Raw genomic sequence first — 12,961 nt, forward strand, 5'->3', positions numbered from 1 at the left:
TATTGAGCGGCCGCCCCCCTTCGATGTGGACCACTCGAAGCGTCGGTACCGCCCGGCAAGGTTGCGAAAAGATGTAAAGGCATCAATTAATTTTATGGTGATCTTTATCCAGCAAATCCCCGTCGGGATACAACACGCTGCCATCCGGATATTGAATTTCGCCACTGGCAAAAACAATAGTTCCATCAGGATGCTCCACTGTTCCGTCATCATACTGAATAATCCCATCCGGCCGCGTCACGGAAGTTTTTTCAGCATCGACCACACTGCCATCGGGTAAAGAAGTGGTTCCATCATTGTTCTTAATACTTCCGACCGCATCGACTAAATTTACAATAGCGACAGAAGCGTCAAGGAGATCCAAAACAGGCCAGGGGTTCAACGGAGGCGACGGCGGGAGCGCGGGCTTAGGCTTATTTTGTGGAGGAGTTGACGGCGCGTCGTTTGGTTTGGGCTTGGATACTGGTCGATTGCCCGGCTTATTTGGGAGTGTGACCGGTGGCTTGACCGGCTTTGGCGGTGCGACCGGGGGTTTGACCGGCTTTGGGGGGGTGGCCGGCGGCTTGATTGGCGGTTTGACCGGTGGCTTGACCGGTGGCTTGACCGGTGGCTTGACCGGTGGTTTGACCGGTGGTTTGACCGGTGGTTTGACCGGTGGTTTGACCGGTGGTTTGACCGGTGGCTTGACCGGCGGTTTGACCGCTGGCTTGACCGGCCTCGGCCTCGGCGGCCCTATTGCCATCAGTTTGCTCGCGATGCCTTTATAACCGTTGTTGCCACAAAACTTATTCATATTTTAATTCCCTTTAAAAATTAAGTACGATCAGGCTAAGCTGAATCGTTAGTTCGCCAATCCAGCAAACTTGCGGACAACAATAAATAGATCCCCTCCATCTTACAAATGATAAAAAGCGTACAAATATGAATCCAGCCAAACCAGCAATACTCACCTGCATTGCTGGGTATAATGCCGGAACATAGTTGACGGTCGATTAATCGAACCCGCGGCGACCTTGCAAGCCGCCGGTGTGAACGAAAATCAAGCGAGTGCCGGCGACAAATGTCCCGGCTTCAATCCGGGCCCTGAGCAGCATCAGCGCCTTGCCCGTGTACAGCGGTTCCAGTTCGATAGCGCTGGTAGTTTCGATGAACTCGCTGAGCCCGGCATCCACCCGGGCAAAACCGCCACGGCTGCCGTCAAGCAACTCATAAGCTGGATTGCCCAGCCCCGCCTCCACCAGAATGCTTTCAACATGTTGCAGCACCCCATGGTCTTCAGGCACCGCCAGGACACCATGAACCGGATGCTCGCCCGCTTCAGCCAGAACCAGCCCCGCCAGCGACGTCCCGGTGCCGCAGGCCAGCCACCAACCGTCATAATCCTCCCAACCCAACGTGGCCAATTGGCTGCGGGCGGCCGTTACCCAGGACATGCAGCCTTGCGCACCGGGCAACCCCGAGCCCCCTTCAGCTATCGGCCATAAATGCGGGTACTTTGCCTGCCAGGGAGCCCAGAACCCCGGCTCATGCCGCTCTCGATACCCGCCGTAACCCAACCAGTGCAAGGTCATGCCGAACGTCTGTAGATCAAGCGTCGTAGGCGTCTCCCGGGGATGGCCGCGCAATAACCCCACCGTCTGGAAACCGAATCGCTGCCCCGCCGCCGCCAACGCATGCAAATGATTGGAATAGGCGCCGCCGAGGCTCATCACGCCCTCCGCGCCGTTGGCATGGGCAGCACGCAGATGATGAAGCAGCTTGAACCATTTATTGCCGCTGATAAGCGGATCGATCCGGTCCAGGCGCAAGACCGCCACCTCGATACCGGCCCGCGCCAGCCAGTCGAGGTGAAGGGGTTCGAGGCGCGGTTGAGGATGCCAGTCGAGGGCAGACAAAAGCATTGCAGCAGACCGGATGGGAAGGTGCCGGGATCTTATCAGCTTGGTGGCGGCCGGTATGAAGGATCCGGATACACCCCATCCCTTGTGGGAGCAAGCTCGCTCCCACAAGGGCAAACCTTTCCCGGAAGGCTGAGCGCTACAACTGCGCCGCCAACCGCGAGCCCTGGTTGATCGCGCGTTTGGCATCCAGCTCCGCCGCCACATCCGCGCCGCCGATGAGGTGGACAGTCTGCCCCGCCGCCTCCAGGCCTTCCTGCAACTCGCGCAACGGATCCTGGCCGGCGCAAATAACCACGTTGTCGACGGCCAGCACTTGTGGCTCGCCCGCTTCGCCGATGCGAATGTGCAGGCCTTGGTCATCGATCTTCAGGTATTCGACGCTGTTGAGCATCTGCACCTGTTTGTTCTTCAGGCCGGTGCGATGAATCCAGCCGGTCGTCTTGCCCAGCCCGTCGCCGACCTTGGACTTCTTGCGCTGCAACAGGAACACCTGCCGCGCCGGTGCATGAGGTTCGGGCTTGATTCCAGCCACGCCGCCGCGAGCCTGCAGCTGGGTGTCGATGCCCCACTCCTTCCAGAACGCCTCACGGTCCTGGCTGGTGGCAACCCCCTGATGAACGAGAAACTCCGACACATCGAAACCGATCCCGCCGGCCCCGATCACCGCGACACTGCGGCCCACCGGCTTGCGTTCAAGGATCACGTCCAGGTAGCTCAGCACCTTGGGATGTTCGACACCCGGGATCGCCGGTACGCGCGGGGCGATGCCGGTGGCCAGGATGATCTCGTCAAAACCGCCGGCCACCAGTTGCGCCACATCGACCCGGGTGTCGAGGCACAACTCGACGTGGGTAGTCTGCAGCTTGCGTTTGAAATAACGCAGGGTTTCGAAGAACTCCTCCTTGCCCGGAACGCGCTTGGCGACGTTGAACTGGCCGCCAATTTCGCTGGCCGAATCGAACAGTGTCACTTGATGACCGCGTTCGGCCGCCACGGTGGCCGCGGACAATCCGGCAGGACCGGCGCCCACCACGGCGATTTTCTTCACCTGGGTTACGGGCAGGTAATTGAGTTCGGTTTCATGGCAGGCCCGCGGATTCACCAGGCAACTGGTGAGCTTGCCCCCGAACGTATGGTCGAGGCAGGCCTGGTTGCAGCCGATGCAGGTGTTGATTTCGTCTGCGCGGCCAGCGGCGGCCTTGTTGACGAACTCCGGGTCCGCAAGGAACGGCCGCGCCATGGACACCATGTCGGCGTCGCCTTCGGCGAGGATCTGCTCGGCCACCTCAGGGGTGTTGATGCGGTTGGTGGTGATCAACGGAATACTCACCGAGCCGCGCAGCTTGGCGGTGACTTTACTGAACGCCGCCCGCGGGACCTTGGTGGCGATAGTGGGAATACGCGCCTCATGCCAACCGATACCGGTATTGATGATAGTTGCGCCGGCCTGTTCGATGGCCTTGGCCAACTGGACGATTTCATCCCAGGTGCTGCCACCCTCAACCAGGTCGAGCATGGACAAGCGAAAGATAATGATGAAATTCGGCCCCACCGCTTCGCGTACGCGGCGCACGATTTCCACCGGCAGGCGCATGCGGTTTTCGTAGCTCCCACCCCAGCGGTCGGTACGGTGGTTGGTATGCGCAGCCAGGAACTGGTTGATGAAATAGCCTTCCGAGCCCATGATTTCGACACCGTCGTACTCGGCCTTTTGAGCCAATACCGAACAGGTGACAAAATCGCGGATCTGTTTCTCGATGCCCTCTTCGTCCAGCTCCTTGGGCTTGAACGGGTTGATCGGAGCCTGGATCGCGCTTGGCGCCACCTGCTTGGGGCTGTAGGCATAACGTCCCGCGTGGAGGATCTGCATGCAGATCTTGCCCCCCGCTTCGTGCACGGCCCGCGTGACGACCTGATGCTTGAGGGCCTCTTCCTCGGTGGTCAGCTTGGCCGCGCCGGAGTACACGCCACCTTCATCGTTCGGCCCGATTCCACCGGTGACCATCAGGCCGACCCCACCCCGGGCCCGCTCGGCGAAGTACGCCGCCATGCGCTCGAAGCCGCCGGGCTTTTCTTCAAGGCCGGTGTGCATCGATCCCATCAGGGTACGGTTGCGCAACGTGGTGAAACCCAGGTCCAACGGGGCCAGCAAATGCGGGTAATGAGGGGCGGTCATCGATAACTCCACGGGCGATCACGGAAAAATGCGGAAGCTCTGCGGCTTCCATCAGTCATGACCGACAGCGTAAGAGTCGGGATGCGAGCGCTCAATGGCCGTAACTGACAACTTGATGATCGAAATGCACAGAGCCCGCGCCGGCAGACGGTTCCCGAAGTGCACGCATGCGCCCTTTCGCTAAACCGTTGTTTTACCGTACCCTGCCGCGTGACTTCTGATGAAAATCACGAACCTGTACGCGGCCATCGACTGTCCCATGCGCAAATTTCTGTACCTGCTGTTCTCACTGGCCCTGACGGCCGTCCTGATCACTTATGCACTGTGGACAGCAGACCGTCCGGCGGGCCATTACCTGTCAGACCTGCGGATCAACCTGGCGGTCGACCGGGGCACGCCGGCCGACCGAGGCAACCTGCTGGGCATCCAGCCGGAATTGTTCCCCACCGACTACCAGAGCCCCGAACGCCTGCATCGCAAGCTGGCAGCGTACCTGCAGACTGCCCGCGACCAAGGGTTCATCAACGAAAAAACCGTCGTGGTCCTGCCCGAGCATATCGGCACCTGGCTGATGGTCAGCGGCGAAAAGGACGAGGTGTACCAGGCCACTACCTTCAAACAGGCCATGAACTGGCTCGCCATCAGCAATCCGCTGGCCTTTATCCGCGCATTGGCGGACGCTCAGGGCGACAGCCGGCTGGACGATGCGTACCTGCGCATGAAGGCGGACAGCATGGCCCATGACTACCAGGCGCTGTTCGGTGGGCTGGCCAAGGAGTTCGGCGTAACGCTCGTGGCCGGCTCCATCGTACTGCCCGAGCCCAGCGTCAGCGAAGGCGAGCTGAAAATCGGTGGTGGCGCGTTGTACAACAGCAGCCTGGTGTTCGGTCGTGACGGCCGGCCGATCGGCCAACCACAACGCCAGCGACACCCGGTGTTTGACCAGCAGGACGTGCTTGGGGCCGAACGACCGGACGTCACCCATGTCATTGACACGCCGGCCGGGCGCCTGGGCGTGCTGATCGGCAGCGACAGTTGGTATCCGCTTCATTATCGACAACTTGACGAACAAGGGGCCCAACTGATCGCCGTGCCCGCCTTTGTCATCGGCCGCGACGCCTGGAACAAGCCTTGGGCCGGCTACAAAGGCTTGTCCACGCCAAGCGAAGTGAGCCTCAAGCCCGGTGAGGTGAGTGAAGGGCAGGCCTGGCGTCGGCTGACGTTGACCAGCCGGTTGCCGATCAGCCAGGCCCGCGGCGGCGTCAGCGTATTCTTGCGTGGGCAGTTCTGGGACAACGGCAGCGCTGGCCAGAGCTTCATCAGCCACAACGGCGAGCAATTCACCGATGGTGAAGCCCGTGGCGCACGCCTGCTGAACTTGTGGCTTTAGATATGCAAAAGCCTATGCGCCTGGGTGACCTGTCCGTAGGTTTCGTCCATAGCCTGGCAGACGCGGTGACCAGCCACGGTCATGACCCACAGCCATTGCTCGAACAATACGGCCTCGATGCCGCGCGCCTGGCAGAGCCCGGGGCGCGCCTGTCGATCCCGCGCTACATGCGCCTGGGCCATGCCGCCATCCAACTGACACAGGATCCGGCCCTGGGCCTGCGCATGGGCCAGCTCAGTCGCCTGAGCCAGGCCGGGCTGGCCGGCGTCACCGCGGCCCAGGCGCCCACCGTACGCGAGGCCGCACGCTGCATGATCCGCTTCGAGCCGCTGTACGGTTCCAACTACCGTGGGCAATCGAGTCTTCACGAGGACGCCCGGGGCGCGTGGCTGCGGTTCTATTCCATCAGCCCGTATAACGCCTACAACCGCTTCGTCGTGGATTCGATCATTGCCGGCTGGCTCCAGCAACTGTCCAGCGTCTGCGACGTGGTGTTGCGGGCCGAACGTATCGAAATCGAATTCGAGGAGCCAACTTACCTCGAAGCCTACCGTAGCCTCGGCGAAGGCCCGATCCAGTTCGCAGCCGAGCAGAACCAATTGCGCCTGGGGCTGGACAGCCTCGCCCTGCGCAACCCACAGCATTGCCCCAGCACCTGGCGCCACCTGGTTCAGTTATGCGAACGGGAACTGGAACAGCTGACTCGCACTCGCACCCTGCGCGAGCGAATCATTCAATTGCTGGGGCCGCTGCTCAACGGCGGACGGGAGCCGGATCTGGAAGAAGTGGCGATGCGCCTGAAGCTGCCGACCTGGACGCTGCGCCGCAAGCTGGCGGAAGAAGGTACGCAGTTCCGGGCGATCCTCAACGACACTCGCCGAGACCTCGCCATGACGTACATCCGCGACACGGAGCTGGCCTTTGGCGAAATCGCTTACCTGCTGGGGTTCGCCTCGGCCGAGGCATTCCAACGGGCTTTCAAGCGCTGGAACAACCAGACGCCGGGAGAGTTCCGGCGTAGCCGTAGAGCGACTTGAACACCAGGCTCCCGGCCTGCACTGTAATGTCTCCTACCTACAGTTCCGTGGCGTCTTCGGCAGGTTCCAGGGGGTCCAGTTCATAAGCCTGATATTCGAGCAGCTCTTCCTGATAATCGTCCATTGCCTGTCCTTCCCAATAATCGTTGAAACCGATGCCTGATGGCCTTGGAATCAGCATAAAGCTGCTTGATGAACAAAACATGAAGCCAAGGCTTCATGAATTAAACGTAGCACAGCATTGGGAATTTAATCAGCGCAGGTGTGGCAAGGCGTTACCGCCCGACCACAGGCTCAGGATGCAGGAAGCGGCTGGATCGGCTCGGTTGGCGCCGGCAAGGAACTGGGCGGTGGCGGAGTAATGCTCTCTGTCGACGGGGGTGCGTAGGACTCCGGCTCGCTGGGAGCGATTGGCGCAGGCTCGGCAGGCGGCGCGACCGGCTCGGAAGCGGCCGGCGCGGTTTCGACAGGCGCTGGAGCAGCCTCTTCGACCGGCGCAACGGGAGCAGGAGTCGGCTCGGGTACCGGGACTGTCGCGGGCGCTGGAGTTGCGGCGGGAGCCAGGGCAGCCGGCTCCACCTTCGGCTCTGGAATGCCCAGTTCGGCTTTCGGTTTGTCGACGTTTCCAGCGGCTTTTTTCGCTTCGGGAGGCAGGAACACCTCCACCAGCGCAAAGAAACGCTCATAGAATTTGGCTGCGGACACCGTTTCGCTGGCGACCTTGACCATCGAATCGTCCGACGAGCCAATCGGCATCGACACCGACCCCAATACACCCACGCCCAGGCTGGCGGAGTTATTGGTCTTCTTCAGGGCATACCGGTCCTGTAGAGCGTTGGCAAAGATCGTGGCGCGGTGGCCCGGACCGCCATCTTCGGCACAGACCAGGTTGAAACTGATCTCCATGTGCGTGTCGCCAGTCTGCTGGAAACTCTTGTGGCCGCTGACCAGCTTCGGATCGCTGCTGGTGATGATGTACCCCTGGCTCAGCAGCGCACGACGTCCTGCTTCACAAGTCGCCACGTCAGTCACCGGATAGGTACGCGAGAACGTGCCCGAATCATCGAAGTTCTCGTGCTCGTAAATGGCCGCTTTCTTGGAAGAGCAACCGGTCGCGACGACTAGCAGCAATGCCAGCCCAACGGTGCGCATGTGAAATGATCTGAACATTGAACATCCTGAGGAAAACAGTCCGGGGCGTATTGTGCAACAGAATGCGGCCGGACAGCTTGGGTAATCTTGTCTCAAAGGGCTTACAAGTCTACGGGGGGATGCCAGCGGGAAAAAGAAGCAATCCTGATGAATCGACGAACATCGCCGTCCTGGCAATACACGGATACAAAAAGACCCCGACCTTTCGGCCGGGGTCTTCAGGGTCACGCATCAAGTCAGAAGCGCTTGATGTCTGCCTCGCTTTCCAATTGCTTGCGATAAGCCGCGAAGTCCTGCTGGCCGACACGGGACGCCAGGTACCGACGGTATTCGGCCTTTTCTTCCTCGGTCGGAGCAGCACCTTCGTTGACGCCGTTCAAGCGCAGGACCGTCACGCCGCCGTCAGGCAGGGTCACGCTGGCGAATGTCGGCTTGTCCTTCGACTCAGGCTTGGACATGCGGAACAGCGCCTGCAGCACCGCAGGGTCGATACCTTCCTGGCTGCGGGTCGCCGCCTCGACGACTTTCCAGCCTTGACCGTTGACAGGCTTGTCCAGCGCCGTCTTGCCATCACGCAGGCTGGCAATCAACTCATCGGCCTGGGTCTTGGCGGCAGCGCTGGCGTGTTCCTTGGCCAATTGGGCGCGGATCGGCCCGGCCACGTTTTCCAGCGGAAGCTGCTGAGGCTTGCGATGCTCCTTGGCGCGCAGCACCACGACGGTTTCCGGATCCAGCTCGATGGCGGTACTGTTGGCCCCCTCCTCCAGCACTTCCGGGCTGAACGCAGCGGTGATCACGGCACGGTTGGCCGCGATTCCTTCGCCGCCTTCACGACCGAACGGTGCCGACGTATGGACGGTCAGCTTAAGGTCCTGGGCTGGCTGGGCCAGGTCGGAAGCCTCGAACGAAGCGTCTTCCAGTTGCTTGGTCGCCTCGACGAACCGCTGCTCCACTTGCTGGGTCTTCAGGTCGCGGGTCAGCTTGTCCTTCAGGCTCGCAAAACTCGGAACCTCAGGCGCTTCGACACCCAGCAGCTTGATCAGGTGCAGGCCGAAATCGGTTCGCACCGGTGCCGAGACCTGATCCTTGTTCAACGCATACAGCGCCTTTTCGAACTCCGGATCATAGACACCTGGACCGGCATAACCGAGATCGCCGCCGTTGTTGGCTGAGCCCGGATCCTGGGAGAATTCCTTCGCCAGCGCCTCAAACGACTCGCCTTTGGCCAGTCGAGCCTGGATTTCCTCGATCTTGGCCTTGGCCTGGGCTTCGGTGACCTTGTCGTTCACTTCAATCAGGATGTGCGCAGCACGACGCTGTTCGGAAAGATTGGCGATCTCTTTCTGGTAAGCCGCCTGCAGATCTTCATCCTTGACGCTGACCTGATCGAAGAACGAAGCCTTCTTCAGCTCGAGATAGTCGATGACGACCTGATCAGGCGTCATGAACTCCTTGGCGTGCTGATCGTAGTAAGCCTTGACCTCATCGTCGGTCAGCTTCACGGCCGCCGGATCCGCCTTGACGGTGAGCGTAGCGAAATCACGGGTCTGCTTTTCCAGGCGGGCGAATGCCAACACCTGGGCATCGGTGACAAAACCGCTGCCAGCGAGACCGGCACGCAATTGGCCAATGAGCATTTCCTGCGCCAGCATCTCGCGGAACTGCAGTCGGCCATAACCCAACTGGCGAATCACCTGGTCGAAACGCTCAGGACTGAATTTACCATCGACCTGGAATTCCGGCGTTTGCAGGATCACCTGGTCCAGCGCGGCTTCGGAGAAAGCGAATTTCGCATCGTGTGCGCCTTGCAGCAACAGCTTGCGATCGATCAGCCCTTTGAGCGCCGAGTCACGCAGCATCTTCTCGTCCAGCAGGGAGGCGTCGAAATCCTTGCCCAGCTGTTGCATGAGCTGACGGCGTTGCATATCGACCGCCTGGCTCAGCTCGTTCTGGCTGATTTTTTCGCCGTTGACCTTGGCCGCGTCATTGCTGTTGGTGGTGGCTTGAAAAATAGCTTCGAAACCGGTCAACGCCATCAATGCGACGATGATTCCGATGATGGTCTTGGCAATCCAGCCTTGTGAATTGTCCCTGATATTCTGCAGCATGCGTCCCCCAGAAACGGTTGAACTTCAAAATTAGGCAACCGTGGAGCGTGGGTAGAATCCGGATAGAAGAAAGGCGCATCCGAGGATGCGCCTTCTCGTAACTGGCGGAGCGGACCGGGCTCGAACCCGCGAGCCCTGGCGTGACAGCCCGTTTGTGCCGGCTGCATTACCGCTCCGCTGCCAAGCCAGGCATGACCCCGACCCGGATAAACTCAATGAAACCTTAGTTGACGGCTTCTTTCAGCGCTTTACCAGCTTTGAAGCCTGGCTTTTTGGCAGCGGCGATTTGCAGCGTCTTGCCAGTCTGCGGGTTGCGACCAACACGAGCTGGACGATCGGTAACGGAGAAAGTACCGAAACCCACCAGAACAACAGAGTCGCCAGCCTTGAGAGCGCCAGTGACGGATTCGATTACAGCGTCCAGCGCACGGCCAGCAGCAGCTTTCGGGATATCAGCGGATGCAGCGATAGCATCAATCAGTTCCGACTTGTTCACTCTAAGTCCCCTTATATCTATTTGAGATGATTCTAAGTTTTTTTGGTGAAAGCAAAAACGAGTGCTGAATGGCCTGCAGACACTTAAGAGCCGCTTTATAACAAGGGCTCTAAAAAACTGTCAAGGAAGCCCCCCAGGCAAATGCGTATTAATGCGTGCTAATTCTTTCCTTAGAGTCAGACTCTCGCTTTTCTTCCTTTGCGACAATCTCCGGAGCCACATCCGGCAAGGGCTCCGGCGCGTATTGCAGCGCAATTTGCAGGACTTCGTCAATCCATTTAACCGGTTTGATCTGAAGATCCTGCTTGATGTTGTCGGGAATTTCCTTGAGATCACGGACATTCTCTTCCGGAATGATCACGATCTTGATCCCGCCACGGTGAGCTGCCAGAAGTTTTTCTTTCAGGCCGCCAATCGCCAGGACCTGGCCACGCAGGGTGATTTCACCGGTCATGGCGACATCCGCACGCACCGGAATGCCGGTCAATGCAGAAACCAGGGCGGTGCACATGCCCACGCCGGCGCTCGGTCCATCCTTGGGTGTAGCCCCCTCCGGCATGTGGATATGCGTGTCCCGCTTCTCATGGAAATCCAGGGGAATGCCCAGGCTGCGCGCACGGCTGCGCACAACTGTCAGCGCCGCGGTGATCGACTCCACCATGACATCGCCGAGGGAACCGGTCTTGATCAATTGGCCCTTGCCCGGAACCACGGCGGCTTCAATAGTCAGCAACTCGCCGCCGACCTGCGTCCACGCGAGGCCGGTCACCTGACCGATCTGGTCCTGTTGCTCGGCGAGCCCGTAGCGGAACTTGCGCACACCGAGGAAGTGCTCCAGCAGGTCGGATGTCACCTTGACCGCGAAGCGTTTTTCCAGCGCGTGCTCCTTGACCGCCTTGCGGCAGACCTTGGCAATCTGCCGCTCGAGACCACGCACACCGGCTTCACGGGTGTAGTAACGAATGATGTCGCGAATCGCCTCCTCGTCAAATTCCAGCTCACCCTTTTTCAAGCCGTTGGCCTGGATCTGCTTGGGCGAAAGGTACTTGACGGCGATGTTGATTTTCTCGTCTTCGGTGTAGCCCGGCAGACGAATCACCTCCATCCGGTCCAGCAACGCTGGCGGGATATTCATTGAGTTGGAGGTGCACAGGAACATCACGTCGGAGAGGTCGTAGTCGACTTCCAGATAGTGATCGTTGAAATTGTGATTCTGCTCGGGATCGAGCACCTCAAGCAACGCAGACGCAGGATCACCGCGCATATCGCTGCCCATCTTGTCGATTTCATCCAAAAGGAACAGCGGATTGCGTACACCCACCTTCGTCATCTTTTGAATCAATCTTCCTGGCATGGAACCGATGTACGTGCGGCGATGACCACGAATTTCCGCCTCGTCACGCACCCCGCCAAGCGCCATTCGCACAAATTTGCGGTTGGTGGCGTGGGCGATCGATTCCGCCAGGGAAGTCTTACCGACACCCGGAGGACCGACCAGGCACAGGACCGGGCCACGAATCTTCTTCACGCGTTTCTGCACGGCGAGGTATTCAAGGATGCGTTCCTTGACCTCTTCCAGGCCGTAATGGTCCGCATCGAGGATGTCCTCGGCACGCGCCAGGTCCAGGCGGACTTTGCTCTGGGCTTTCCACGGCACCTGGACCAGCCAGTCGATGTAGGAACGCACCACGGTGGCTTCGGCAGACATCGGCGACATCTGCTTGAGCTTGTTCAGCTCGGCCTGGGCCTTGGCGAGCGCATCCTTTGGCAGGCCAGCGGCATCGATGCGCTTCTTCAGCTCTTCGATTTCGTTGTGACCTTCGTCGCCATCGCCGAGCTCTTTCTGAATGGCCTTCATCTGCTCATTCAGATAGTACTCACGCTGACTGCGCTCCATCTGTTTCTTGACGCGACCACGAATGCGTTTTTCAACCTGCAGCAGGTCGATTTCGCCGTCGAGCAATGCCAGTACGTGCTCGACACGCGCCGACAACTCGATAATCTCGAGGATTTCCTGCTTCTGCTCGATCTTGAGGGCCATGTGGGCCGCCATCGTATCGACCAGGCGTCCTGGCTCGTCGATGCTGTTGAGCGACGACAGGACCTCGGCAGGCACCTTCTTGCCCAACTGCACATACTGTTCGAACTGCGACAGCAGGCTGCGGACAAAAACCTCCGACTCACGCTCCGGCGCCTCGACTTCGTCGATCAGCGACACCTCGGCACGGCAATGCCCGTCCACTTCGCTGAAACGCTCGACCGCCCCGCGCTGTTCGCCCTCGACCAGGACCTTGACGGTGCCGTCAGGAAGCTTGAGCAGTTGCAGGACCGTTGCAATCGTACCTACGCGATAAAGTGCGTCTTCACCGGGATCATCGTCGGCAGGGTTTCTCTGAGCGATCAGAAGAATCTGCTTATCACCCGTCATCGCGGCCTCGAGGGCTTCGATGGACTTCTCGCGCCCCACGAACAGCGGGATAACCATGTGCGGATATACCACGACATCGCGCAATGGCAGGAGAGGCAATTCGATGGTTGTCTTCATGATTTCGCCTCTACGGCGGCCGTAAGGCCGTGAACAGATGGAAGTAAGCTTGAAACCAAGATGGGGGCAGCCTTCAAAAAAAACAAGCGCTAAGACACGTCTAAAACGCGCTAATAGCAAAGGGGCCCGAAGGCCCCTCCTTTATTCCGACAGCGG

At 59.6% G+C, this 12,961-nt stretch carries 10 protein-coding genes; 2 read left to right on the forward strand and 8 right to left on the reverse strand.

Annotation, left to right across the window (positions count from 1 at the left end):
• Positions 1–82: 82 nt before the first annotated feature.
• The 3 genes from J3P86_RS17015 to J3P86_RS17025 all read right to left on the reverse strand — a co-directional run bounded on the left by J3P86_RS17015 (position 83) and on the right by J3P86_RS17025 (position 4,077).
• Positions 83–793 (reverse strand): hypothetical protein, encoded by a 711-nt coding sequence (locus tag J3P86_RS17015; protein WP_434698483.1) that lies wholly within the window; start codon positions 791–793, stop codon positions 83–85.
• 199 nt (positions 794–992) lie between these two features.
• Positions 993–1,901 (reverse strand): 1-aminocyclopropane-1-carboxylate deaminase/D-cysteine desulfhydrase, encoded by a 909-nt coding sequence (locus tag J3P86_RS17020; RefSeq protein WP_434698484.1) that lies wholly within the window; start codon positions 1,899–1,901, stop codon positions 993–995.
• A 136-nt stretch (positions 1,902–2,037) separates the two neighbouring features.
• A complete protein-coding gene (locus J3P86_RS17025; protein ID WP_434573198.1) occupies positions 2,038–4,077 on the reverse strand; it encodes an FAD-dependent oxidoreductase in 2,040 nt (679 codons plus the stop codon).
• A 259-nt stretch (positions 4,078–4,336) separates the two neighbouring features.
• On the opposite strand from J3P86_RS17025, the gene J3P86_RS17030 reads away from it, so the two are divergent.
• A complete protein-coding gene (locus tag J3P86_RS17030; RefSeq protein WP_434698485.1) occupies positions 4,337–5,467 on the forward strand; it encodes a carbon-nitrogen hydrolase family protein in 1,131 nt (376 codons plus the stop codon).
• A 2-nt stretch (positions 5,468–5,469) separates the two neighbouring features.
• A complete protein-coding gene (locus J3P86_RS17035; protein WP_434698488.1) occupies positions 5,470–6,504 on the forward strand; it encodes an AraC family transcriptional regulator in 1,035 nt (344 codons plus the stop codon).
• 37 nt (positions 6,505–6,541) lie between these two features.
• On the opposite strand, the gene J3P86_RS17040 is transcribed toward J3P86_RS17035, so the two are convergent.
• The 5 genes from J3P86_RS17040 to lon all read right to left on the reverse strand — a co-directional run bounded on the left by J3P86_RS17040 (position 6,542) and on the right by lon (position 12,805).
• Complete coding sequence (locus J3P86_RS17040; RefSeq protein WP_434573193.1) at positions 6,542–6,685, reverse strand: hypothetical protein; 144 nt, start codon at positions 6,683–6,685, stop codon at positions 6,542–6,544.
• Positions 6,686–6,798: 113 nt separating this feature from the next.
• Entirely contained in the window at positions 6,799–7,674 is an 876-nt protein-coding gene (locus tag J3P86_RS17045) for a DUF2242 domain-containing protein (protein WP_434629950.1), read from the reverse strand.
• A 218-nt stretch (positions 7,675–7,892) separates the two neighbouring features.
• Positions 7,893–9,764 carry a SurA N-terminal domain-containing protein gene (locus J3P86_RS17050; RefSeq protein ID WP_434629948.1) on the reverse strand — a complete coding sequence of 624 codons (1,872 nt, stop codon included), beginning with the start codon at positions 9,762–9,764 and terminating at the stop codon, positions 7,893–7,895.
• 223 nt (positions 9,765–9,987) lie between these two features.
• On the reverse strand, positions 9,988–10,260 hold the full coding sequence (locus J3P86_RS17055; RefSeq protein WP_008077714.1) for an HU family DNA-binding protein: 273 nt from the start codon (positions 10,258–10,260) through the stop codon (positions 9,988–9,990).
• A 148-nt stretch (positions 10,261–10,408) separates the two neighbouring features.
• Positions 10,409–12,805, reverse strand: coding sequence for an endopeptidase La (lon, locus tag J3P86_RS17060; RefSeq protein ID WP_305500081.1), 2,397 nt, complete (start codon positions 12,803–12,805; stop codon positions 10,409–10,411).
• Positions 12,806–12,961: the final 156 nt, after the last annotated feature.

The organism is Pseudomonas sp. D1-1, from assembly GCF_051132225.1.
GTDB lineage: Bacteria > Pseudomonadota > Gammaproteobacteria > Pseudomonadales > Pseudomonadaceae > Aquipseudomonas.

Coding starts and splice junctions, on each gene's coding strand:
- J3P86_RS17035 (WP_434698488.1), top strand. CDS start 5,470: ATGCAAAAGCCTATGCGCCTGGGTGACCTGTCCGTAGGTTTCGTCCAT.
- J3P86_RS17050 (WP_434629948.1), bottom strand. CDS start 9,764: ATGCTGCAGAATATCAGGGACAATTCACAAGGCTGGATTGCCAAGACC.
- J3P86_RS17025 (WP_434573198.1), bottom strand. CDS start 4,077: ATGACCGCCCCTCATTACCCGCATTTGCTGGCCCCGTTGGACCTGGGT.
- lon (WP_305500081.1), bottom strand. CDS start 12,805: ATGAAGACAACCATCGAATTGCCTCTCCTGCCATTGCGCGATGTCGTG.
- J3P86_RS17040 (WP_434573193.1), bottom strand. CDS start 6,685: ATGCTGATTCCAAGGCCATCAGGCATCGGTTTCAACGATTATTGGGAA.
- J3P86_RS17020 (WP_434698484.1), bottom strand. CDS start 1,901: ATGCTTTTGTCTGCCCTCGACTGGCATCCTCAACCGCGCCTCGAACCC.
- J3P86_RS17045 (WP_434629950.1), bottom strand. CDS start 7,674: ATGTTCAGATCATTTCACATGCGCACCGTTGGGCTGGCATTGCTGCTA.
- J3P86_RS17030 (WP_434698485.1), top strand. CDS start 4,337: ATGCGCAAATTTCTGTACCTGCTGTTCTCACTGGCCCTGACGGCCGTC.
- J3P86_RS17015 (WP_434698483.1), bottom strand. CDS start 793: ATGAATAAGTTTTGTGGCAACAACGGTTATAAAGGCATCGCGAGCAAA.